The sequence below is a fragment of the Fibrobacter sp. UWB15 genome, from assembly GCF_900177705.1.
Taxonomy (GTDB): domain Bacteria; phylum Fibrobacterota; class Fibrobacteria; order Fibrobacterales; family Fibrobacteraceae; genus Fibrobacter.
The window spans coordinates 1-24,159 of sequence record NZ_FXBA01000001.1 but is presented as its reverse complement, the minus strand read 5'-3'; the positions used below and the strand labels follow the sequence as shown (position 1 = coordinate 24,159).

Genomic DNA, 24,159 nt, shown 5'->3' with positions numbered 1-24,159 from the left:
ATGGCATACGAACGTACCGACAGAAAGTTTGACGAATACCGCAATTTAAAGATGACCACGGGCTTTATCTCTAGCGCCGATGGTTCTGTTCTGATTGAAATGGGCCGTACCCGCGTTATCTGTAACGCGACACTCCTCCCGAAGGTTCCTGATTGGCTCGCCGGCAAAGGTACCGGCTGGATTACCGCTGAATACAGCTTGCTCCCGCAGAGTACAGGCAAGCGTGTGGAACGCGAACGCAAGGGCGCGAGCGGCCGCACTCAAGAAATCCAGCGCCTGGTGGGCCGCTCGCTGCGCGGCGCAGCCGACCTTTCCGCCCTCGGTGAAAACGCTATCGTGGTCGACTGCGACGTGATCGAAGCCGACGGTGGCACTCGTACCGCAAGCATTATCGGCGGCTTCGTGGCCCTTGCGCTCGCCCTCAAGAAAATCAAGGAACGCCTCGGCCTCACGCAGCAGATTCTGCAGCATGGCATTACGGCAATTTCTGTCGGTGTCGTTAGCGGCAAGCCGCTTTGCGACCTCTGCTATGTGGAAGACTCCGCAGCCGATGTTGACATGAACGTGGTCATGCAAGACGCCAAGAACTTCATCGAAGTGCAAGGCACCGGAGAGCATGCAAGCTTTGACCGCAACATGCTCAACACGCTGCTTGACCTCGGCGAAAATGCCTGCAAGGACATCTACAAAAAGCAGATGGAACTGATCGGTGGCGAACTTCCGTAGTTAGTAGCGGATTTTGCCTTCGGCAACCTTGCGCAGGTGCTGGCCGTAAGGCGACTTTCCGTACTTGGCGGCTGATTCCAGAAGCTTTTCTTTGGTAATCCAGCCGTTGATGTAGGCGATTTCTTCGACAGCGGAAATCTGGATACCTTGGCGATTTTCCACCATCTTCACGAACTCGCCCGCTTCAATCAGGCTGTCCATGGTTCCGGTATCGAGCCAAGCAAAGCCGCGGCCCAAAAGTTTCACATCGAGTTCGCCCTGTTCCAGGTACACGCGGTTCAAGTCCGTAATTTCAAGTTCACCACGGGCGCTCGGCTTCTGAGCCTTAGCGTATGCGGACACGCGATTGTCGTAGAAATAGAGACCGGTAATCGCATAGTTGCTCTTGGGTTCCTTCGGTTTTTCTTCAACCGAAATCACCTTACCCGACTCATCGAATTCCACCACGCCAAAGCGTTCCGGATCTTCGACAAAGTAGCCAAACACGCTTGCACGGCCATTTTCTTCGGCGTTCTTCACGGCGGCCTTCAGAAGCGGGCTAAAGCCGTTACCGTAGAAAATATTGTCACCGAGCACCATGGCGCAGCAATCGTTACCGATAAATTCTTCGCCAAGGATAAAGGCCTGAGCAAGTCCATCAGGGCTCGGCTGCACCTTGTAGCTCAAGTTGAGCCCCATCGAGGAACCGTCGCCCAACAAACGTTCAAAGTTGGGCAAGTCCGTCGGAGTCGAGATAATCAGGATATCGCGAATACCCGCAAGCATCAAAGTCGACAGCGGGTAATAAATCATGGGCTTGTCGTAAACAGGCAAAAGTTGCTTAGACGTCACCATGGTCAGCGGATAAAGCCTGGTACCGGAGCCTCCGGCGAGAACAATTCCTTTCATTAGTATTTCCCGTACTTGTAGCCATACCCTTCGGTGCGACTGTGTTCATACTTATTGATAACGATAGAAGCATGGGCACTAGAATTACCCTTGAGGATCTGGGCCATGCCATCCTTGATAGCGTCGATAGAATGCTTATTGTATTCAATCACCATCACAATCTGGCTAGCTACATGGCAAGCAAGAGCAGCGTCGGTAACAAGCATAATCGGCGGAGTATCAATGACAACCAAATCGAATTCTTTCTTGAACTTATCTATGATTTCGGCATAATGCTTGGAACCAAGCAATTCAGCCGGATTGTTGGGAACATTGCCACAAGGAATCACAAACAGATTTTCAACTTCCGTGGGGAACACCACTGAATCGGCTTCCACTTCACGCAACAGCACCTGAGAAAGGCCGTTGCCGCGCTTGATACCAAATTCCTTATGGAGACGCCCCTTACGAAGGTCCGCATCAATCAGCAACACCTTCTTACCAAGCCCGGCAAACAGAGCCGCTAAGTTCACTGACACAAAGCTCTTGCCCACGCCCGGAATAAGTCCGCTCACGCCAACAATGGAGCCCCCTTCGTCCATCATGGAGAATTCCAAAGAAGAACGGAGGGCGCGCAGCGATTCCACAGCGACATCATCGGGTTCCACCACAGCAAGAGGTCTTGTACCCTTGGTACCCTTGGGGTTACCCTTGGGAACCTTGGCATAAACCGTGAAACCGGTTTCCTTTTCGATGAAGTTCGCACTCTTAACACCGCTGCTGAACTTCGACTTGAAGGAAACAATAGCAGCACCTAACAAGAAACCCAGGAAGAGAGCGACGCAAAGAATGATCTTTTTCTTGGGCTTTGTCGGCTTAGTCACCTCCTCCGCAAAGTCAATAATGCGGACGGAACCAACTTCACCAGCCGAGACCAATCGAAGTTGCTGAATGTTATTGAGCATGGACGTGTACATGACCTTAGCCAATTCAACCTCGTTCTGGAGTTTCAGCACCTCCTGCTGGGTAGCGGGCAATTTCTTCACGGCACTGGACGTTCCTGCAAGTTCACGCTTCAAAGCATTTTCCTGTTCTTCCAATGTCTTTACAGAGGGGTGTTCAGCATGGAACAAGCGAATCGCACTCTGCTTACGCTGTTGCAAAGCAAGAATATCTTGTTGCAACTTCATTCGCTGTTGCAAAACCAACTGCGTTTCGGCATTGATATCCACAGAGCCGACGCGGTTGCGATAAGTATTCAAGTTCAAGAGGGAAGAATCCATCTGAGCCTTGACATCGGGCAACTGTTTTTCCAAGAATTCCAAAGTCTTTTGGGCTTCGGCATTACGTTCTTCAACATTCTGACGCAGGTACGACGAGGCGACCTCGTTCAGGATTTCAACAGCACGATCGGGATAGATATCCTGGTACGAAAATTCAAGAATGCCTGTTTTCTTTCCTTTTTCGGAAACCTTGAACGCACCACGGAATGCTTCAATAGCTTCCAATCGTTTCATTTTAGAAATAGCAAAACGCTGACCTTGACGGACGACGGCGCGGAAGATACCGAAAGTAGCCGTATCGCCAGCATACGGGAAACGATAAGTTTGCCCAGCAGCTCCAGACAGGACCAAATTCTTGTTATGGTCATACAAGTCAAAATTACCTAAGGAATCCTTGGCAACAGCAATCCACGGCATTCCCCGTTCTTCCTTAGGAACATTATCCCAGGGAACATTAAAGTTATTGAGTTCAAGGCGGCCTTCTTTATGCAGCAGACGATCCATCTTATCAAGAGGTTCTGCAACCAGGTCAAGTCTCATCTTTTCGACAGCAGAGCCCATCACCTGACGACTACGGATCAATTCCATTTCTGTTTCGGCGGGGCTACTGGTCGCAAACAAGGCTCCGAGACTACCCATCATTCCAGAAGGCTTGCTATTCTTAGATTCAATCTGTAAAAGGGCATCCACCTGATAAATCGGTCGGGCCCACATAGCAACAAAGACTCCAACAATTGCCGAAAGCAACATGACTGGGGCCATTATCTGCCAGTTCTTTACAAGGATTTTTAAAAATTCACCTAAATCGGTTTCTTCTTTTTTCGATGTCGCCATAGAAAGGTCTTCCTCTAACACAATGTGGATATAATTTAGAAAAAAACAGGGGCTACACAAAAAAGCTATCTTTGGCTTTATGAGTGAAAACGCCCACAAATCGCTGAAAGACTTTTTGCCGACAACCCCTTTTAACGCCGGCGAAGGCGCCGAGACCCTGTTGGATGCGTTCATGGCATGGGCGGAATCCCGCGGCACAACGCTCTACCCCGCTCAAGAAGAAGCGATTCTTGAACTTTTGGACGGCAAAAACGTCATTCTCAACACCCCCACGGGTTCCGGAAAATCCATGGTGGCCCTGGCGCTCCATTTCGACAGTTTGGCACATGGGCGCCGCAGCGTTTACACCTGCCCCATCAAGGCTCTGGTCAACGAAAAATGGATGGCGCTCTGCAAGGAATTCGGTGCCGAAAACGTAGGGCTTTCCACAGGGGACGCAACAGTCAATCACGACGCCCCCATCCTTTGCTGTACCGCCGAAATCTTGAGTAACATGGCGCTAAGTGAAGGCGAGCAGCTTACGATTACCGATGTGGTGATGGACGAATTCCACTACTATTCCGACAAGGAACGCGGAGTCGCCTGGCAGGTACCACTGCTCACTCTTCCGCAGGCAAGATTCCTGCTCATGAGCGCAACCGTCGGCGCCACCGAATTTTTTGAACGCGACATGACGAAGCATACGGGCCGCGAGTCGGTGACGGTAAGGTCATCGCAGCGTCCGGTTCCACTCGATTTCAGCTATTCCGAAACCGAAATTTCGAACACGGTGCAAAAGCTTGTGTCTAGCGGCAAGGCTCCCGTTTACGTGGTGCATTTTACGCAAGCGGCCGCGGCGACCAATGCGCAGAATTTCATGAGCTTGGACCTCTGCACTAAAGAAGAAAAGCAGGCGATTAACGAAGCCATCAAGGAAGTCCGCTTCAGCAGCCCCTACGGCCCCGAAGTCAAGCGCTGGCTCAAGCAAGGCATTGGCCTGCACCACGCAGGACTTTTGCCCAAGTACCGCATTCTCTGCGAAAAACTTGCGCAAAAGGGCCTGCTTAAAGTCATTTGCGGCACGGACACATTGGGCGTCGGCGTGAATGTTCCCATTCGAACGGTGCTTTTCACACAGCTCTGCAAATACAGCGGCGACAAGACGGCAATCCTTACCGCGCGTGATTTCCACCAGATTGCAGGCCGCGCAGGCCGCAAGGGGTTCGACGACATCGGCTACGTAGTGGCGCAGGCGCCCGAACATGTCATCGAAAACTTGAAACTGGAAGCCAAGACAAAACAGACTGGCAAAAAATTCCAGAAAAAGAAACCGCCCGAACACGGCTACGTTCCTTTTGACGAAAGCACCTACAAGCGCCTCATTGCCGCCTCGCCAGAACCGCTCACATCCAGTTTCCAGGTGAGTCACGGAATGCTCTTGAACATTCTCAGTCGTCCCACCGACGGCTGCCTTGCCATGCGCAACTTGCTCAAGGATTGCCACGAAAGTATCGCAAGCAAAAAGAAATTGCAACACCGCGCTTTTCAGCTTTTCAAGAGCCTCGTCAAGAAGAATATCATTGAATTTGTGACACCAATTGCGCCCGGCTACAGCAAGCTCCGCGTCAACATGGACTTGCAAGACGACTTTTCCATGAACCAGCCGCTTTCGCTGTACCTGGTCGATACGCTTCCGAAACTGGACCGCGAAAGCCCCGAATACGCCCTCGATGTCATTACTTTGTGCGAAAGCATCGTCGAAAATCCCGAAGCAATCCTTCGCATTCAGCAGAACAAGGCGCGTAACGCCCGCCTCGACGAGCTCAAAGCACAGGGTATGGAATTCAACCAGCGCATGGAAGAAATTGAGAAGGTGGAATATCCCAAGCCGCTTCGCGATTTCATTTACGACACCTTCAACGCCTTTGCCGAAGAACACCCTTGGGTTGACGTAAATATCGAACCCAAGAGCATCGTGCGCGAAATGTTCGAAAATTTCAGCACCTTTAGCGGCTACGTAAAGCAGTATGGATTGCAGCGCATGGAAGCAATTCTACTCCGACATATCAACGGCGTTTACAAGGTGCTCACCCAAACCGTTCCCGACGGCTACAAGAACGAAGAACTCCTCGACATGCAGGACTATTTGGGCGACATGATTCGTCGCACCGACTCGAGCCTGCTCGAAGAATGGGAAAAGATGGCCCACCCCGAAGACTACCAAAAGCGCATGGAAGCCGCAGGCGCCACGGAACTCGAGACCGCCTTCGGGGCCGACAAGGTGGCCGCCGACATCACCTACGACAAGAAGCATTTTATTGTCATGGTGCGCCAGCGCATTTTCCAGCTGATGTCGGCGCTACAGAAACAGGCCTACGGCGATGTGCTCGACATGCTCGCCGATGACCTCGCCGAAGGGCAGATGCTCGTGGACGGCGAAGGTAAGCCCTGGACAGAAAACGGCCTCATGGAAATCATGGCCGCCTATACCGCAGAACACCACAAGTTCCGTCTCGATGTCGAAGGCCGCTCGTTGCACCATACGATTATCACCTACGAAGGTGATATCATGCACGTGCAGCAGATGCTGCAAGACGAAGAAGACTTTAACGACTGGAGCATCGATTTCGATGTGAATCTTGCCGAATGCCGCGACGCGGGCATGCCGCTCCTTAAAATGAAACGCATCGGCGAAGTGTAATCGCCGATGCGCTAATCATTCCAAGGAGCTTTAGGATGATTACTTTTCAATTCCAGGCTTCAGCGTATACACGTGTTCCATGTGGTTGTCGAAGACCATGTACTTGGCATCGGCATAAACGCCTTCGTTCTTGAGCTTAAACGCCGCACGGGTCATGCAGCCACAGCCTTCGTTCGGCTCCAGCTTGACCGATTCGATAACGCTTGTTTCGGTTTTTGCATAGAGCGTATCATTCGAAGGATACACATTGACCTTTTCAACCTTTTTATCGCAATCAAAAGTCGCTTCAAAGACCAATACGACATCGTCTCCGTCAAAATGCGTTCTTGCATACGGAATGATTTCTCCATCGGAGCCCTTTTCCGTGAAATCATCCCAGCTATCCACAAGACGGAACTTGTTGCTCAAAAGATTTTCATTTTCATCGGGCGATGCATCGCAATAACCAATCACATCCGTCACTTCCTGATGCTGCTCAGATTCATCAAATTCCGGTGCATCGGGAATCGTCGGTTCTTCGATTTCAGGCCTTACAGGCGCGGGTTCAGAAGTCACTGCAAAAACTTCGCCAGAATATTTGAAATACTTGGCATCGGCATCGCTTGACTTAATACTGAACAGGTGATCCTTGATACACATGCAGCTTGTCACGGCGGCATCTTCCAGATTGAACCAGATTTCCAAGGTATCGCCCAATCGCTTAGACTTGAAATCGGCCATAATGTCGCAGTAATCATTCAATTCAGGAACCAAGATTTGATTGTTTCCCGTTGAATCTTCAACTAAGTACGCTTTATCCAATTCATCGGAGCCCGCTTTTTTGTATAAAACGCCCAAGCCGTTATCAAGGCATTTGCTAGCCATCTGCAGGTCAACACGATTGGATCCTGTCAAAGCATGATTACCGTTAGAATTCGACGAAGAATCATCGCTACACGCCAAAAGCGCAAGCGAAAATGCGGCACAACAAGACAAAAACTTTTTCATGTAAACCTCCAACACAATTTAATATAAATTAACATAGCCCTAAAAACAAGCCTTTCTGCCCATTTTTTCATTTTTTGCAATATTCAGTGTTTTTCGTCACGGGAAACAGGCAAATCTGTAATTACTATTTTCAAAAAATACTTTTTTGCTTATTTCGCGTTCAGAACGGGTTTTTCGCGACCACACTAGGCTGAACAGACTAGGAATTATCCCAAATTTTTCTATTTTTGCACCCGCAAAAATTCAAAAGGACACAAACCATGAACTACAATCCTTTAGCACAGGCTCTGAATGCAGAACTTTCCGCCAACGGCTGCAAAGTTCTCGACATGCTCTCTGAACAGGGCAAGGCGATTTTCTTCCCCCGCAAGGGAATCTTGGGCCAGGGCGCCGAAGCCAAGGGCTCCGAGATCAACGCTACGATTGGCACCGCCCTCGAAGACGACGGCTCTCCGCTCGTGCTGGATTGCGTCCTCAAGTCCCTGAATCTGCCCAAGCAGTCCTTCCTGTACGCCCCGAGCTTCGGTAACCCGGACCTCCGCAAGGAATGGAAGAAGCAGGTCATCATCAAGAACCCGACGCTTGCAAACAAGAACTTCAGCACGCCGGTCGTGACCTGCGCCCTCACCCACGCCATCAGCTGCGCCGGCTACCTGTTCCTCGACGCCGGTGACGAAGTGATTATCCCGGACCTGTACTGGGACAACTACGAACTCGTGTTCGAAAACGCCCGCGGTGCCAAGATCAAAACTTTCAACACCTTCAAGAACGGCGGCTTCGACACTGAAGCCCTCAAGGCTGCTCTCGAAGCTAGCAAGGGCGACAAGAAGGTCGTGCTCCTGAACTTCCCGAACAACCCGACCGGTTACACCGCTACCGAAACTGAAGCTGTCGAGATCGCAAAGATCCTTACCGAATGCGCCGCCAAGGGCAACAAGGTGGTGGCTCTCCTCGACGACGCTTACTTCGGACTGGTGTACGAAGAAGGCGTGACCAAGGAATCCCTGTTCGTCAAACTCGTGGACGCTCACGAAAACCTCCTCGCCGTCAAGCTCGACGGTCCGACCAAGGAAGACTACGTATGGGGCTTCCGCGTGGGCTTCATGAGCTTCGGCTTCAAGGGTGCTACCGAAGCACAGCTCAAGGCTCTCGAAGACAAGGCCGCCGGTACCGTCCGTGGCAACATTTCCAACGCCCCGAGCATCAGCCAGAAGATTCTGCTTGCCGCTTACCAGAGCCCGGAATACGCCCAGCAGAAGGCCGAAAAATACGCCACTTTGAAGAAGCGCTACGACATCATCAAGGAAGTCTTGGCCGCCCATCCGGAATACAAGGACGCCTTCGACCCGATGCCGTGCAACAGCGGTTACTTTATGTGCATCAAGCCGAAGGGCGTCGACGCAGAACAGCTCCGCGAAAAGCTCATCAAGGACTACAGCACGGGCACAATCATGCTTTCTGGCCTGATCCGCCTCGCTTTCTCTGCCGTTCCGACCGAAAAGCTTCCCAAGCTCTTCGACAATATCTATAATTGCATTTTGAAGATGAAGTAAGGTGCGGGAACCCGTACCTCCTGGAGGAATAATGTCCGACAACGCCATTTTAAGTTACAACGGAAAGAGCATCGAGCTCCCTGTTGTTGAAGGTGCTGAAAACGAACACGGTCTCGACATCTGCAAACTCCGCAAGGAAACCGGCCTGGTGACCTTGGATTACGGCTACCTGAACACCGGTAGCACCCGAAGCGCCATCACTTACGTGGACGGCGAACACGGAATCCTGCGTTACCGCGGCTACAGTATCGAAGACCTGGCCGAAAAGGCAACCTTCCCCGAAACCGCTTGGCTTCTGATTTACGGAGAACTGCCGACTCAGCAGCAGCTGGCGCGTTTCCGCACGTTGTTGACCGAGAATTCACTCCTCCACGAAAACCTTCTGCACTTCTTTAGGCAGATGCCGCCGAGTGCCCACCCGATGGGTATTCTGAGCTCCATCGTGAACGCCGTGGGCCTGTTTACGCCGCGTTTCTACGACGACGAAAACATCGCCGACGTGTTCGACCTCACGACCGCAAGCCTGATTTCGAAAATCCGCACGATTGCCGCCTTCTCTTACAAGGCGAGCATCGGCGAACCGTTCGTGTACCCCGAAGCGGAACGCAGCTACTGCAGCAACTTCCTGAACATGATGTTCAGCAGCAAGGCTCGTTCCTACCACCCCGATCCGATTATGGAAAAGGCACTGAACACGCTTCTGATTGTACACGCCGACCACGAGCAGAACTGCTCTACGTCTACGGTGCGTATGGTGGGGAGCTCTCATGCTAACTTGTACGCAAGTATCTGCGCGGGCATTTGCGCCCTGTGGGGCCCGCTCCATGGCGGTGCAAACCAGGCCGTGCTCGAAACGCTCCTCCGCATCCAGCAGAGCGGCATGACGATCGAACAGGTGATGGACAAGGCCAAGGACAAGAACGACCCGTTCCGTCTTTCCGGTTTTGGTCACCGCGTGTACAAGAGCTACGACCCGCGCGCCAAGGTGCTCAAGAAGCTTATGTACCAGGTGTTCGAACGCGAACACTTCCACGACCCGCTTCTGGACATCGCGCTCAAGCTCGAAGAAGCCGCCCTCAAAGACGACTACTTCATCGAACGCAAGCTCTACCCGAACGTGGACTTCTACTCGGGCATTCTCTACCGCGCCATGGGCATTCCGACGAACATGCTTACGGTGATGTTCGCCATCGGCCGACTCCCCGGCTGGATCGCCCACTGGAAAGAAATGCACGACGATCCGAATTCCAAGATCAACCGTCCGCGCCAGATCTATACGGGCCACACCGCCCGCCCCTGGGTCGACCGCGACAAAAGGTGACCGTTCGCTCTCAAATAAGTGGATTCGTCCCCAGCGAGCTCACTCTCGCAACCGCCCTCGGTTAACACCCGAGGGCTTTGTTGCTCACAAACGTTCAAAAAAGCAATTAAAAAGATTAATTGGTGCGATTGACGATTTTCGGGCGACCGCTCTGCAGTTTCATGAGCAAGTCTGCGACCTCGTTCCAATGATCCAGAACCACCTTGCCAATGGCAGGGTCGTACATCACGCCCAAATTCTTCTCGATTTCATTGCGGCAGTAATCCAGCGACAAGGCGTCGCGGTAAACGCGCTTGCTCGTCATGGCGTCAATGGAGTCCGCAATTGCAATAATTCGGGCGCCGATAGGAATTTCTTCACCCTTCAAGCCTTCGGGGTAACCGCGACCATCGTAACGTTCATGGTGATGCAATACTATCTGCACCAGTTCGTGGGTGTAGTTGGACTGCATCAGAATCTTGGCGCCAATCACCGGGTGTTGCTTAATGATCGAGAATTCATCATCCGTCAGCTTACCAGGCTTGCCAAGAACACTGTCGCTAATACCCATCTTGCCGATATCGTGCAAATGTGCGGCATGGGTAATCAACGAGACAGAAGCTTCCGAAAGGCCAAGTAACCTTGCAATCTGTTCAGAGAACGCCTTCACGCGGTCCGAATGATGCGCCGTATAGGAATCCTTCGCTTCTTCCACCGTAATCAAGCAAGAAATCAAGTCCTTGAGATTCTGGTTCTCGTTATTTTCTACCGGTTTGTGGTAACGCACCTTGTCGCGGTACATATTCAAGTCGGCTTCCATCTTCCAGTCACTAATGGACTTGCGAACGCCAGAATCGCTACGCAGGCGGCTTTCGCCCACTGCAATGGACAAGTGGTACAAAGCGTCCTTGTTGTATTCTTCGATGCACTTCTGCAGGTTGCTATACAGCACGAACAACGAATCCAGCGGAGCACGCGTCACCACGGCAAATTCGTCACCGCCAATTCTGAAGCAGTTTCCGGTTGCACCGTAAGCGCTCTTGATAGCGTTTCCCGCCGCCACAATCAGGGCATCGCCCGCCTGGTGGCCAAAGGTATCGTTTGCGTACTTCAAGCCGTTCACGTCCATCAACACCATCGTCCAAGTGCCAGCTTCAGCGTCTTCCTGGCTAATGGTCTTGAGGATCTCGTCAAAGGCAAGTCTGTTTTCAAGCCCCGTCAAGGCATCGGTCGTCGCGACATCCTGCAAGTGTTCGTTCATCACGCTCAGCTTGCTGTTAATCTGTTCCAGTTCAAAAGAAGTTTCGCGAATGAACGTTGCCATACGGGCCGCAAGCGGCAAACGCGAAGCCATCCCCTCTTGGATATCTTCTACAGGTGCATGTTCATGCTTTACCGCAGGACCTTCACGCATCGAGGCAAATACGAGCGTAATGTTGTGCTGGTTCAAGTGGCCCTTTTCACGTAGGAACTCGCCATGCGAGAAAAATCCGGTGCTAGAAGCCAAGCCCTTGAACGGAGAAATTTCGTAAGTCGGTTCATGCTGGGACCAGAACGCCTTTCGGGCCGCGCAAGAGAAGATATGCTGCACTTCGGGAGCAAACTTTTCGCACGCTTCACTTTCAGCCTTAATCTTTTCCACAATCAATTGCGGTTCACCATACGACAACCGGACAATGGACCCCTCGTCAATATCCGAAGACATGGAGAGCGAACCATCCGGATTACTCGCACCAGCCGCACGCACAATCGAAACGCCATTATGCTCGTAAAGCATAGGGAATTCAAGCGCGTTGTAGAAGAAATTGCTGTCGTTTTTGATGTTCAAGTACTTGTTATAAACTTCGTAGGCCGGAACGCCGCCCAGTTCATAAAGGATATTGCCCTCCGAACGGGTCACGTGGAAGTTACGTCCAATGGGTTTCCAGCCGCTAATCTTGCGAGATTCAATATAAAGATCGTCACCGCCGTAGAACACGACCAAAAGACCGGACTTCGTATAGCCACCCACCGACGAGAACACGCAGGAATTCGGGCTCGTAATATCGGGAGAGCAAACAATACCGCCAAAAACCTGAATGTTCGGAGCAAGGCTGTCAAGCCCTTCGCAAAGAGCCGTCGTCGAGAAGGGCGAAATGCAGTGATAAATTTCTACAGCCTTGACCCAAGGATCCTTGTCGGTTTCAGCCACGATCTGGCCTGCAATGCCACCGACAGACTCCCTGGAAAAGTCGTACTGCACAATCTTGAACTTGCTGGAGGGTTTTTCGAAAATGATTGCGGACACAGAAATGTCGACCGTCTGTTCACAGTCCACAATATTTCCGCTAGTCGAGTTACCGAACCACGGCGTCTCGGGGAACACGCGTTCCAGAATATCCCAAACGGGCTTCAGTTTTTCGGGATCCAATATGGTTGAATGGATTTGGAAGCACATCGTGGGGGAACCATGTTCCTTGTACCACTTGCTAAACAGGAAGAGTTCGTTTTCGAACCCGACTGCATCCTTATACGCGAATATTTTGTTCTTCATATTATCCCTTCTTAAGAACAATAGATGACTTTAATATATATAAGAAAAATGTTTTTGGGCGTTCCCCTCCTAAAAAATCCGTTTCCCACTCATTCCAAATTGGAATATTTGGGCAAAAAACGACATTTTGAACAAAAAAGCCGTTCCCTAGCATAGGAACGACTCTCTTAACGATTAAGCAAGATTCGATTAGGCAAGAAATCTTCTAGTCAACGCCTTTCGTCTGAACAACCTTTCCCAGCGGTTCAAACGAATGTCCTTTGACATCAAACGGCAACCGGTCTTCGCGGATTGTCATTTTTACGAACATGTTTACTGCAGCCGAAACAGTAATTCCTACGGAATCACAGAACGTTTCGAACTTTTTCTTTGTTTCGTCTTCCATTCGTACGCTTACTATTGCCATAGATCTTTCCCTTAAAAAGTATCTTTAACAATAGTTTATTTTTCTCTTGTTGTCAAACTTACAACAGTTACTTTTTTCGTACAAATTAAACCCGCTATCCACAATTTTTTCACAACCGCAATACAAGGTCATACATACTGCACACAAGTTACTTTTTCAAATGCAGTTTATCTAAAAAATTTCATATAAAAAATTTTTACCGTCCTGCAAACTGGTCGCCAAACCTCAATTCGGTTTCCTTGGCTCCATTCAGGTTTACTAAGCGATTCGGATCATAGCGCATCGATTTTACAACGCCATTTCTCAACACCTCTAGGCGCTCGAAAAATTCCTGCGGTGTCTGCGCGGTAAGGAGCGTCTGTCGCACATGCATGCCGGCTTCGTCACCACATCCTTCTTGGCAAAAGCCCTTGCATAGTCTTGCACCCAACTGTTTCAGGCGGCCTAGAGCCCCCATTTCGGTAGAGCCGTCTTCAAGTTTGAACTTGTAGTAAAGCGGGAACACGTCCAGAGCTTCGCTGGCAGAAATTTCTTTTTCAGGCTTACCTTCCCAGGCATCGGCAATTTGTCCAAAAATCCACGGGTTGTGCATGGCGCCGCGGCCAATGGACACGCCCGATACACCATAGGTTTCAAGTCGCTCGCGGGCAACCGCCACACTGTTCACGTCGCCGTTGCCAATCACGGGAATCTTGGCCGCGGCCGCGACCTTGCCAATCCATTCCCAGTTGGCAAGGCCGTTGTACCCCTGCAAGCGGGTACGGCCATGCACCGTGAGCATTTCGACTCCTTCGCCCTCGGCAATCGCAAGCGTTTCCATCACGTTAATGCTTTCGTCGTCCCAGCCAATTCGGCACTTGAGCGTCAGCGGGATATCGGCACTCGAAGAATCGAGCGCGGCTTTAACATCGCGCAAAATTTCCTGCAATCGCGGCAGGTCTCGCAAAAGTCCAGAACCGCTCCCCTTCCCAGCCACCTTCGGCGCCGGGCACCCCGCATTCACCTCGATAAACTCCGGGTGCAGGTTTTCGGCAATTTTTTTGGCGGCAGCGGCCATTCGGTCAGGGAACCTTCCAAAGATTTGTACCCCGAAAGGCCTTTCCTCGGGGAAAAACTTCAGCTGCTTGTGGCCGTCTAGGCAGAATACGGCATCGCCGTCCGTCGGCACAAACTCCGATACCAGGAGTCCCATGCGATTTCCCGACAAGACGCGGCAAAGTCTACGGAAAGGAGCATCCGTCACCCCATCCATGGGGCTAAGTATGGTATTCGGAAACACGTCCAAATTTCTAAGCCTAAAACTTTTCAACATTTTAACCACAATTATCCACAAATATTCCGCAACAAGAGCCCGAAAAAATTGTTTAATTTTATTCAGACCGGTACGCTAACTCATTGATAAACCTATATTTAAGCCGTGGCAAATATAACTAAACAAGCACTGATTCAAGAGATCGCCAAGTCCACCGGATTTGTGCGTAACGATATTAAGACCGTCATCGAGCAGTTTCTCGACCTTCTGGGCGAAAAGCTGATCGAAGGCAACACCATCGAAATTCGTGGTTTCGGCACCTTTGCCTGCAAGCCCCGCAAGGCTCGCCCGGCTCGCAATCCCCGCACCGGCGAAACAGTCTTGATCGAAGAACGCATGGTTCCCTCGTTCAAGTTCAGTAACGACATCAAGGACAAAATCAATTCTATTGAAGCCCTGGTCGAAGGTGCAAACGCCAAACTTGAATCTGAAGAAACTCAAGTCAGCGACGCCACTTCTTCTTCCGTCATGTAGCGCCATCCGCCCTTGCCAAGGGTCGAGTCCAACACCACAGGGCCGATGGCTTCACGCTTAAGTGTTTCTACATGGTTTCCCACTGCCGCAAACATTCTGCGGACCTGGTGGTACAAACCTTCGCCAATTGAAATTAAGACGGAATCACCGTCAACCTCTAAGGCCCGTGCAAGCACCGGCCTTCTTTCGTCTTTAAGCATCACGCCGCGCAAAAGTTCAGCTTTCTGTTCTTCGGTAAAGGGTCTGGCAAGAGTCACGCGATACTTCTTGAGGTAACCCTTCTTGGGACTTTCCACCTTGTGAATGAAGTCTCCCTGGTTCGAGAACAGCAACAAGCCCGAGGAATCCGCATCCAAGCGCCCCACCGTCTGGATTCCCATGGCCGTAAAACGGTCGGGCAACAGCTCGAACACCGACTGGTGGTCGCGGGCATTATGGCTGCATTCCACATCCAGCGGTTTGTCCATCATGATGTAGAGTTTCTCGATCGTCGGAACTTCTTCACCATTCACCGTGATGAATTCAGGCCTTTCCTTGAATTCCATAAACGGGTCATCAAGGACCTTGCCGTCCAGTTCCACCATGCCCATACGGACAAGGGCTCGGCTTTCTTTGCGGGAACCAAAACCAATCGAGGCCAGCAGCCTATCCAAAGTCAAAGCAGGCATCAGTCATCCTCCGACATCATTTTCACAATCTTGCTGCGGATAAATCCAAGTTCCGGAAGTTCGTTCGTCTTAAGAATATGGGAGCGGCGACGCCAGAACGTAAACGCAACAATGCCACCATAAAAGAGAATGGACAAAATCAAACAAAGCGTGCGGCACAAATTCACCGAGGCGCGCATATGACCCTCCGCCTTCGGCTCATGATCGCGAGTCCAATCCATACGAAAATCCCAAGCGCCTATGTAGGGGTAACTCTTGAGGAACCCGTTCAACGCAGCCGCATAGCCCATGTTTTCGTATTCCTGAAAACGGATGCCTTCTACAAAACAATCGACAAAGCGGATTCTGAACAACTTAAACAAAGCAGACAAAGCATGGCGTACCGCCCACCAGGCGCGTACATCGAATTCAGGCGTGAGCAGGAGCGTCCAGAATTCTTCATCCGTCAGCGAACGCTTTTTTTCTTTTTCATCATCATCCGACGATTTTTCCTCTGACGTTTTTTCTTCTGACGATTTCTTTTCTTCAACCTTCGCAGGTTCTTTTTTTTCGACCGGGTGCGGCACTTCCTTCTTTTCGGCAAGTTTTTCAGGCTGCGGCACTTCCTTCTTTTCGGGTTCCGCAGGCGTTGCCGGCTCGGTTGTCTTTGCTGGCTCCGCTGTTTTTTCTGGTTCGGGTTTCTGCTCTACCTTCGGGGCACTCTTCGATTCCACAGGTGTCGTCGGAGCCACAGCCGTTTCTTCATCATCTACAGCAACGGAACCGTCCTCATCCTCGGACAGTTCCTTCTTGCCAAATTTCTTTTCGTAGGTGTAAATGGCTTTCTTAAAAAAACGAACGTGAACCGTTACACGATTCAAGTCCACCGAAAAGTCAACCCAGAATATAAACGGGAAGAACAGGGCGACAAGCGCCAAAGCACAAAGTACGCCCAGAACCCAAATCAAAACGGTTACTTCTCCGATTCATCAGCTTTTTTGCTGATGATATCAATCAGTTCCGCAAAGCTCTTGGTCTTAAGAATCTGCGAGAACTGGTCCTTGTAATTGCGGGCGGTAGAGAGATCGTCGATTACCAAGTCCCAGGCCATCCACTTGCCATCGACCAAGCTCATCTTGTATTCCAGAACCGATTCCTTGCCCTTGTTCCAAAGGTGCGCCACCACGCGGGCTTCGTTGTCACCCTTCATTTTGGCTGGTTCATAAATCGTAGAATCGGCGCGGTAGAGTTCCAGTCGCTTTGCACTGGAGTTACGGACCATGCGTTGGAATTCTGTGACAAACTTTTCTTGCGAAGTTGCATCCTGAGCCTTCCAGTCATTTGCAGAAAGGGACTTCTTGGCAAGCAGAGCGAAATCAAAAGAATCGCTGAGCAGGCTCTTGACGCGCTCCGTCTCCTTTGCATTACGGCTGGACTTCTTCAAAAGGGTCTGAAGCTCCGCATCCTTTTTCTTGATTGCCGCAACCGGGTCTTCGGCAGCAAAAGCAACCAAAGAGGCGCAGGCAATGGCAATTAAAATTTTCTTAAACATAACGTTCTCCTTTCAAGTCACTGATTCATATAAATCGTGTGGAAATCTTTCAGCGACATGCCCATTTTTGCGATTAATTGGGCAAATTCCACATTGTAAGAGCATACCGCAAAATAGTAATCTTTCTGCATCGTAATATTTTGCGTATAAGCCGAAACCAAATCACCTGTTTTGGACTTATCCAAATCATACTGCATGGCAGCCCCCTTCAGAATACCCTCGGAGGCACGCAAACTTTCTTTCATGGCGTCAAGCTTTTCTTTAGCCGCAACTACCATATAATACTGCTCTTCGGCCTTGGCCATTAGGCCATCAGAAGCATAGGATTCCTTTAGCTGGAGACCGCGCATGTCTGTACGGGCAGAACGGTAACCTTCCCAGTTTTTCCAGAAATTCAGGTTGTAGCGAACGCCTACCCCGAGAACACCGTCAAGCTTGTTCACGGCATCTTCTGCAAAAGCACTTTTCTGCAAGACGCTTCTGTTACCAGCCCAGCTCTTGACATATTCAATTTCGCCCATCACAAAGAACTCCGGGGCAAGTTTAGCCTCGGCCAAATCCATCTGGATTCGGCGGGCACGAATTCCCGCAGAAAGCTGGCGCAGTTCTGGGTGGTATTTCAACGTCATGTTACGGACTTCATCCAAGGAAGGCAGGGGTTCCGTTCGCGGAACCAACACGGAATCGGCCGCCACGAAGGAATCGTTTTCGTCCATTTTCAGCGAAAAACGAATCGCAAGCATCACGCGCTTCATTCCCAAATTGGCTTCGGAAACTCCTTCTTTAACCGTATGCATTTTCGCCTTCAGGTTCAAAAGGTCCATTTGGGACACATTCGGATCGTCATCGTCCAGGGCCTCTTCAAGTTTTTCGTATGCTTCATCTACCTTGGACTGAGCATCGCCCGCAATGCGAATCATTTCTTTAGCCAAAAGGTAATTGTAGTAATAGGTCTGCAGTTCCACATCCTTTTTGTGGACCTGGTTCTCGATATCAAAACTTTTTTGTTGCAAGTCCGCTTCCAGGGCCATTTTCCCGGCACGGTACTGTCCCAAGTTCAACGGCTGTACGAATCTTGCCTGTACACCCCAGAACGGCCCCATCTTGGTAAAATCGTAAACTTCTACCGTATCGCCATTCTGCAGTTCATTCTTTAAACCGGGAGCAGGGCCCACCATCATGCCCACGTAAAAAGTCGGCAAAATGGCTTCGGCTTTCAATTTGCGAATCTGGTTTTTCTTCGCTTCGGTGCCATATTTGAGTTCTGCCACCTGCGGATCCACAGCAAGTCCCTCATTGACAAACTGTTCCAAACTATACCGGATTTCACCGGCAAGCGCAAAAGACGCCATCAAAAGAACTGTCAACACACGGAACATGGTGCAAATTTAGCAAATTCGGCACTATTCCATTTGCCACTGGTCGTCATATACAGGCTGTTGGTCGCTTGTTTTAAAATCTAGCTCCGTCAACTTGCGATATTTTGAAATCACATGCTCATAATATTTAGTCGGCAAAGGCTTGCCCGATTGAAGCATTCGGTCTACCGCCGAATGTCCTAAGTTGTATGCAATCAAGGCGTCTTTCCAGTTGCCGTACTTGGAAATCAGGCGAATCAAGTAAGCTGTACCTACCGTCACGTTGATTTCCGGCTTGAGCAAATCCTCTTCGGTTTCGATCTGAAGCCCAAAGGGTTCACCCATTTTCTTGGCGGTTTCAAGCTTGATTTGCATAAGTCCGAGCGCTCCCGAATAGGCTCCGGACTGTTTACGACCACGAGCATTGGGGTTACCACGGCTTTCTTGCGCGACCACTGCCAAAATAAGCAACGGGTCCGTGACATAAGACCTTGAAATCTGCCACAGCTGTTCAGTCAGCATTTCTCGTTGCTCTTCACTCAGGCGGCCTTTTGAAAGGTAATCGAGAGCCCGGCTAATCTTGACATAATCAACGGTCCACTTGCCCCATGCACTCAACTGCTCGATATCGGCGCGCAAGGCGGCTTCCCGTTCCACAAGCACCTTGATTTCGGCCTGACGGGCAAACCAATAAGACACAAAAAGTCCCAAAGCCCCGAAGCAAAACACCAGGGCTATGGCAAACGTGAGCTTGGATATGCGAACGTTACTTTTCACGCCTTGTATTCTCTAGATATTCCAAGTAGCTCACCCAATCCTGAATAAGTCCGAAGGAACTGAGTCTTGTCGTATCTTGAACCACTCCCAGTTTACGGAGCGGACCAATCGAGGACTCCAGCTTGTCAATTTCCTTGATGTAACGATCCTTCTGGTTCTGGAGAGCAATAATTTGAGCCTGCTTGTCAGCCAAATCGTGCCCCTGGGTCGAAATAATCACAAACAAGGTAATCATCCACCCGAGGATCAAGGAAATCAGCGCAACCGCAACACCCGAACTCACCGTAATACCCGAGCGTAGTCCGTAGTGCAGTCCAATCTGCTGTAACTGTTTCTTGGTCCCCGATTTCTTGTAAGCCTTTCGGTTCTCGTAGACTTCAAAAATGTTCAGGTATTTCGAGAAGTAATCGTATAGTTCAGCAGAATCAAAAATCAGGATCAGGGCCGATTTTTGAGACTTGACACGGTTCAAGAGCTCCAGGAATACTTCCAGGTAGCGGTCGCTAGTGAAATGTGCATTCTGCAAGTTCAAGAAATAAAAACAACCCGGACCTTCAACAAGCATGTCCAGTTTTTCTTTAACCGCCGAAAGTTGGGCAAGCCCAAGGGAACCGGACAAGGAAAGTTCCACATCGTTTCCGCGAGATTCCACCTGAATATCAATCAAATCCGATTTCATGGGTTACCTCTTGGAAATCTTAACCGTCAAGCTTAACGAGCATTCGGACTGGCCAGCGAGATTCACTTTCTGGAACGGGAACACGCGGATTCCCTGCAAGGCTTCAGGAGCGGCAAGAGCCGATGCGCCGAATATGGGCGAAATCAGCAGCGAAGTCTTTTTTTCGAATTCAAGTTGAATCTTTGAACTGGTCACCATATCCGAGATTTCAAACTTGGACGCATCCGGGAAAATAAGCGGATCGCGGAAGTTGAACATCAAGGGAACTCCATCTACCAGGATATCCTTAGCTGTATAACCGCAGGCAAGAAGCCCCGTGTCCAGAAGTGTACCGAAGAAACCCTTTAACGCCTCGGGGGAATTGTTCGTGAGCTTATACTCTACTGAAAATTCAGAACCCGTAGACGAAAGTCCGAAGGTCTTTTCTACATGAAGATCGCAAGTCTGTGTTCCAAGCACCGGGTGCTGGTCAGACAGCAGGGCGATGTCGGTACCCGCATCGTGACGTTTGATCTGGTATTCGTAACGGGCAGAAAGGACTCCTTCGCGGTCAGATAGAATCTGGTCCAGCTTTTCCGCCTTCAGTTCCACATTGGGTATCATGAAGTCCACGAAACCCGCCGAAGGGTTACCATCATCTCGCCAAGCATCCAGAATGCTGTTCTCGGCGGCCTTGGCATTCAAGATATTCAGAATACCGCCATCCAGATAGTTCAGCAAGAACGAATAGGAATGGTTCTCGGCCCAGATGCACTTGTTGCCTTCCAGCATGAAGTCTGCAATATCCAGGCGAATACCGTCAAAGGAAACCAGATCGGTCAATCGGTTAGCGGCCTGTAGCAAAAAGCGAGAGCCCCACCAACGGACCATCGGTGTACGCATGCCTTCGCTATCCTGCATGTCGCGGTAATAAATAGGCGACATGGCTGGCAGAAGCATCTCGAAGAATTCATCGCGTTCATGGCCCTTAAGGAATGCCGCCGCACGGTGGAACTGCGACAGGAGCATCTTGTGTAGCAAGTTGACTTCGGGTCTTCTAATCAAAAGTTCACGGCAGGTCTTGGCAGCTGCAGGCAAGCCAATCTTACTCCCCGACGACAACAAGAAACTGACGCGGCCTTCGGAACTTTGATCCGCAACGAGACTGGCGACGGTCTTTGTCGAAATTTCGTTCATTTCCACAAATTCAATCAGGCGTTCAAAGAATGGAATAATATCGCCCGGCTGCGGAGGAATGTTCAAGCCGACTACCGCAGACTTGCCATCACGGCAATAAAGTTCCGCAATCTGTTCCCACTGGAAGTCATCATTCGCAATGGCATCGGACAATTTCTGCGAAACCGGAACCACACGCATAAAGGAGCCCTTGTCTTCTACAGTGTACCAACCTGAAACAGGAGTGGTACGACCCAGGGCGTCCTGGAGCGAGGCTTCCTGCACAAGTGCGTATTCAAAACGGTGCTTGGCCAGAAGTTCGGTCATCTCCATTTCCCAAACCATCGAGGAATTGAAATAGCCCGAAGGTTCGATACCGAAATGTTTCCACAACAACTTGCCATGCTTCTTGAGTTGCATGGACTGGAGTTCCGTCGGGAACAGCGGGAGCATCGGGTCGTAAAAGCCTCCGCCTAAAAGTTCAAGCGAACCGTCTTCGATTGCGTGACGCAACTTGCCAAACATCAGCGGACGCGCAACCTTGTTTGCAACCTCAATAGTCGGGCCGTCCATGAAAAGCGAAAACTTCACCTTGCCCGAATCGAGCATCATGCAGACGCCCGAGAGCAAATTCTCTACAACAGATTCAAGTTTTGCATACGCCGTCGATGGCGGCAACTGCAACACAAACGATAACGTCGGTTTCATGTGGTAAAGGATAGAAAAAAGTAGGAAGTAGGGGCCAGAGTTCGACGATATAAAACGTTATTCAGACAAATGCCCCTTGACATTATTTATGAACCTATAACAAAGGCCCTCGCGAAACAGGAATCCGCGAAAGGCTAATATTCAGTGTCAAGTTCGCTATTTTTTATTTAAATGTTCCAGTGTAATTATTCATTACACAATAGAATGGAATCTTGGATGTCGTTGATTGTTGGTATCCACTTGGTGAAAGCTCTACAGGTTCCGAACCCGAAATGGTGCTTATATCCCTAATTGAATATGTCAAAGCATCCGAGCTAGTAATAGAATTAGCTTTTTTACTTGTCCAAACAAATACTTTAAAATTATCTGCACATTTTGTAGTGGCAACACTACTGCTAAAGGAACATTTATTCAATGCTTGGGAATTGCTATAAAAATTGGAAGCTCTTATAAAATATTTGTATAAATTTTTATAGCTAGAATCAAATTCTTTATTGTAATTAATCAAAGTCTTCCAATCATCTTCCGTAGCTAAATGGAAATTACCACCAACACTACCAGTGGATGCTCCTAAAGATTTGCAAAAATTAGTTGCCTCCGTAAAGTTTCTTACAAAATCCTGAAAATAGTTATATACGTCACCACCATAATCCCTAATAGGAATTGTCCATAGTTGAGATCCTTTAGAATAAATGTAACCAACCACAACATCATAACTATCATATAAAGGACCAATATAACAGCCATCCCCATTACAGTTATTCCACCACCTTCCAGTCGTACCCGAACAAGTCCATGATGAGCCTAATATTGTATTGTCTCCATCATTTTTCGTTGTACATACTTTCCTCACAATTTTTTCCGAAGCCGTACTATCACGCCAAACACCTTCTGCAGAGCAAATCCTACTACCATTTGTTCCCCCGATGTTTGTCGTACATCCAATACCTTGAGAAATTTCCGATGCCGTGGCAACTCGTGCTTTATATGAAGAGCATACGTATTTCGTTGTAGAATACAAACCTGCTCGTAATGATATATCTGTAAAATTCTTGCATATTCCAATGGTATCTAACTTCAAAGTATCTTGCTTGGTAGCAAGCCTTGCGGTGTTACTTTCACAAACAAATGGCTTGCCAGAAAGAACTCCTGTCCGAGTATAAATTTTATCTGTAGCAAGACTTGCACAAGCATTTACTGAGCTACTGGACACGCTGACGCTGGAACTAGACCGTTTCACGCTGGAGCTGGAAACCGAGCTGCTTGAAGCTGTGCTGGAACTAGACTGTTTCGCGCTGGAGCTGGAAACCGAACTGCTTGAGACCGTGCTGGAACTAGACCGTTTCACGCTGGAGCTGGAAACCGAGCTGCTTGAAGCTGTGCTGGAACTAGACTGTTTCGCGCTGGAGCTGGAAACCGAACTGCTTGAGACCGTGCTGGAACTAGACCGTTTCACGCTGGAGCTGGAAACCGAACTACTTGAAACCTTGCTGGAACTAGACTGCTTCGCGCTGGAGCTAGATTCTTCCGCGCTTTCCTTTACCCATTTGAAGAATTTGCTTTCGCTCGTACAAAGGTAGTAAGCCTTTTCTGAAATCACATAAACCCGTTCATCAGAATTATCTTTACCGCACTTGCCCAATTCATATATAGATTCAACTTGTCTGGGCTCTGCATTACCGGAACTTTCCACAGATTCACTCGATGTTTCACTGGATTCGCTAGAGATTTCGCCCAGATCTGAGAATTCCGAGGAGTCGTCACCGGCGCTGGAACTATCACCACAGGCCCCGAAAATAAACAGGGCTAAAACTCCAAAGCATTTAAGAACATAAGCTGAATAAGTTTTCAAATTCATTTTTTTCTCCTTAAAATGTTAGAGACCTATCATCACCAACAAATAGAATCTATGAACACTAAATATAGCTTAAATTCCTACAAATATCGTTTTACAAAAGCACTTTGATGCAAAAAAGCCCCCTGCGAGGTTTACCTCGTAGGGGGCGTGAATCCAGCGGCGACCTACTCTCCCGGGCCCGTGGGCCAGGTACCATCGGCGATGAGGGGCTTGACTTCCGTGTTCGGAAAGGGAACGGGTATGACCCCCTCTCGGTAACCGCTGAAACAAATTCCAGGCGACAACTGGTTGTCGAAAAAGTCGTTTGCACAGCCTTGAAGCTGGCGGGTCCGGGCTGCCCACGCGGCAGATGGAACCAAATCGTTGAAAGAAAGGAAAAGCTCTACCGGGCTATTAGTACCGCTCGGCTCAACGTGTCGCCACGCTCACACCTGCGGCCTATCGACGTCGTAGTCTACGACGGCCCTACA

At 49.8% G+C, this 24,159-nt stretch carries 20 protein-coding genes and 2 rRNA genes; 6 read left to right on the top strand and 16 right to left on the bottom strand.

All coding sequences use genetic code 11. The features are described from left to right. Window positions 1–726, top strand: a complete 726-nt coding sequence (gene rph, locus B9Y58_RS00115) for a ribonuclease PH (RefSeq protein WP_085534711.1) — start codon at window positions 1–3, stop codon at window positions 724–726. Here rph and rfbA read toward each other — a convergent pair whose 3' ends face one another. After that, on the bottom strand, window positions 727–1,614 hold the full coding sequence (gene rfbA, locus B9Y58_RS00110) for a glucose-1-phosphate thymidylyltransferase RfbA (protein ID WP_085534710.1): 888 nt from the start codon (window positions 1,612–1,614) through the stop codon (window positions 727–729). Beyond that, on the bottom strand, window positions 1,614–3,710 hold the full coding sequence (locus B9Y58_RS14310) for a polysaccharide biosynthesis tyrosine autokinase (RefSeq protein WP_158278291.1): 2,097 nt from the start codon (window positions 3,708–3,710) through the stop codon (window positions 1,614–1,616). The genes rfbA and B9Y58_RS14310 overlap by 1 nt, the downstream gene beginning before the upstream one ends. Window positions 3,711–3,789: 79 nt before the next feature. On the opposite strand from B9Y58_RS14310, the gene B9Y58_RS00090 reads away from it, so the two are divergent. After that, the gene (locus tag B9Y58_RS00090; protein WP_085534709.1) at window positions 3,790–6,390 is read left to right on the top strand and encodes a DEAD/DEAH box helicase; all 2,601 of its coding nucleotides are present in this window, start codon (window positions 3,790–3,792) and stop codon (window positions 6,388–6,390) included. A 39-nt stretch (window positions 6,391–6,429) separates the two neighbouring features. Here the strand turns inward: B9Y58_RS00090 and B9Y58_RS00085 are convergent, their stop codons facing one another. Further along, complete coding sequence (locus B9Y58_RS00085) at window positions 6,430–7,377, bottom strand: hypothetical protein (RefSeq protein WP_109639608.1); 948 nt, start codon at window positions 7,375–7,377, stop codon at window positions 6,430–6,432. 260 nt (window positions 7,378–7,637) lie between these two features. On the opposite strand from B9Y58_RS00085, the gene B9Y58_RS00080 reads away from it, so the two are divergent. Next, window positions 7,638–8,930, top strand: a complete 1,293-nt coding sequence (locus B9Y58_RS00080) for an aminotransferase class I/II-fold pyridoxal phosphate-dependent enzyme (RefSeq protein WP_085534707.1) — start codon at window positions 7,638–7,640, stop codon at window positions 8,928–8,930. Between the two features lie 31 nt (window positions 8,931–8,961). Further along, window positions 8,962–10,251, top strand: a complete 1,290-nt coding sequence (locus tag B9Y58_RS00075; RefSeq protein ID WP_085534706.1) for a citrate synthase — start codon at window positions 8,962–8,964, stop codon at window positions 10,249–10,251. 115 nt (window positions 10,252–10,366) lie between these two features. Here the strand turns inward: B9Y58_RS00075 and B9Y58_RS00070 are convergent, their stop codons facing one another. The 3 genes from B9Y58_RS00070 to B9Y58_RS00060 form a co-directional block, all read right to left on the bottom strand. Then, entirely contained in the window at window positions 10,367–12,763 is a 2,397-nt protein-coding gene (locus tag B9Y58_RS00070) for an HD domain-containing phosphohydrolase (RefSeq protein ID WP_085534705.1), read from the bottom strand. A gap of 205 nt (window positions 12,764–12,968) precedes the next feature. Beyond that, on the bottom strand, window positions 12,969–13,169 hold the full coding sequence (locus B9Y58_RS00065) for a type II toxin-antitoxin system RelB/DinJ family antitoxin (protein ID WP_073058198.1): 201 nt from the start codon (window positions 13,167–13,169) through the stop codon (window positions 12,969–12,971). A 196-nt stretch (window positions 13,170–13,365) separates the two neighbouring features. After that, window positions 13,366–14,421 carry a tRNA dihydrouridine synthase gene (locus B9Y58_RS00060; protein WP_233247778.1) on the bottom strand — a complete coding sequence of 352 codons (1,056 nt, stop codon included), beginning with the start codon at window positions 14,419–14,421 and terminating at the stop codon, window positions 13,366–13,368. Window positions 14,422–14,586: 165 nt separating this feature from the next. On the opposite strand from B9Y58_RS00060, the gene B9Y58_RS00055 reads away from it, so the two are divergent. Continuing rightward, window positions 14,587–14,955 carry an HU family DNA-binding protein gene (locus B9Y58_RS00055; RefSeq protein WP_072801329.1) on the top strand — a complete coding sequence of 123 codons (369 nt, stop codon included), beginning with the start codon at window positions 14,587–14,589 and terminating at the stop codon, window positions 14,953–14,955. Here B9Y58_RS00055 and B9Y58_RS00050 read toward each other — a convergent pair. The 8 genes from B9Y58_RS00050 to B9Y58_RS14305 all read right to left on the bottom strand — a co-directional run bounded on the left by B9Y58_RS00050 (window position 14,919) and on the right by B9Y58_RS14305 (window position 23,044). Then, window positions 14,919–15,623 carry a pseudouridine synthase gene (locus B9Y58_RS00050; protein ID WP_085534703.1) on the bottom strand — a complete coding sequence of 235 codons (705 nt, stop codon included), beginning with the start codon at window positions 15,621–15,623 and terminating at the stop codon, window positions 14,919–14,921. The two genes, B9Y58_RS00055 and B9Y58_RS00050, sit on opposite strands and share 37 nt — an antisense overlap. Then, window positions 15,623–16,570: an energy transducer TonB gene (locus B9Y58_RS00045; protein WP_144066143.1), complete on the bottom strand. Its 948-nt coding sequence runs from the start codon at window positions 16,568–16,570 to the stop codon at window positions 15,623–15,625. The genes B9Y58_RS00050 and B9Y58_RS00045 overlap by 1 nt, the downstream gene beginning before the upstream one ends. Window positions 16,571–16,575: 5 nt before the next feature. Next, a complete protein-coding gene (locus tag B9Y58_RS00040; protein ID WP_085534701.1) occupies window positions 16,576–17,154 on the bottom strand; it encodes an MlaC/ttg2D family ABC transporter substrate-binding protein in 579 nt (192 codons plus the stop codon). A 17-nt stretch (window positions 17,155–17,171) separates the two neighbouring features. Next, window positions 17,172–18,533 carry a TolC family protein gene (locus B9Y58_RS00035; RefSeq protein ID WP_233247777.1) on the bottom strand — a complete coding sequence of 454 codons (1,362 nt, stop codon included), beginning with the start codon at window positions 18,531–18,533 and terminating at the stop codon, window positions 17,172–17,174. Between the two features lie 24 nt (window positions 18,534–18,557). Beyond that, window positions 18,558–19,289 carry a lytic transglycosylase domain-containing protein gene (locus B9Y58_RS00030; RefSeq protein ID WP_143154725.1) on the bottom strand — a complete coding sequence of 244 codons (732 nt, stop codon included), beginning with the start codon at window positions 19,287–19,289 and terminating at the stop codon, window positions 18,558–18,560. Continuing rightward, complete coding sequence (locus B9Y58_RS00025) at window positions 19,279–19,968, bottom strand: STAS domain-containing protein (protein WP_073058193.1); 690 nt, start codon at window positions 19,966–19,968, stop codon at window positions 19,279–19,281. Before B9Y58_RS00025 ends, B9Y58_RS00030 begins: the two co-directional genes overlap by 11 nt. 3 nt (window positions 19,969–19,971) lie before the next feature. Continuing rightward, a complete protein-coding gene (locus B9Y58_RS00020; RefSeq protein WP_085534699.1) occupies window positions 19,972–21,831 on the bottom strand; it encodes an alpha-amylase/4-alpha-glucanotransferase domain-containing protein in 1,860 nt (619 codons plus the stop codon). 163 nt (window positions 21,832–21,994) lie between these two features. Then, window positions 21,995–23,044: a hypothetical protein gene (locus B9Y58_RS14305; protein ID WP_143154724.1), complete on the bottom strand. Its 1,050-nt coding sequence runs from the start codon at window positions 23,042–23,044 to the stop codon at window positions 21,995–21,997. Window positions 23,045–23,102: 58 nt separating this feature from the next. On the opposite strand from B9Y58_RS14305, the gene B9Y58_RS00015 reads away from it, so the two are divergent. Further along, entirely contained in the window at window positions 23,103–23,411 is a 309-nt protein-coding gene (locus B9Y58_RS00015; protein WP_085534698.1) for a hypothetical protein, read from the top strand. A gap of 429 nt (window positions 23,412–23,840) precedes the next feature. Here the strand turns inward: B9Y58_RS00015 and rrf are convergent. Together rrf and B9Y58_RS00005 are read right to left on the bottom strand one after the other, a co-directional pair. Next, a 5S ribosomal RNA gene (gene rrf, locus B9Y58_RS00010) occupies window positions 23,841–23,955 on the bottom strand. A gap of 105 nt (window positions 23,956–24,060) precedes the next feature. Next, a 23S ribosomal RNA gene (locus B9Y58_RS00005) occupies window positions 24,061–24,159 on the bottom strand; the annotation flags it as partial.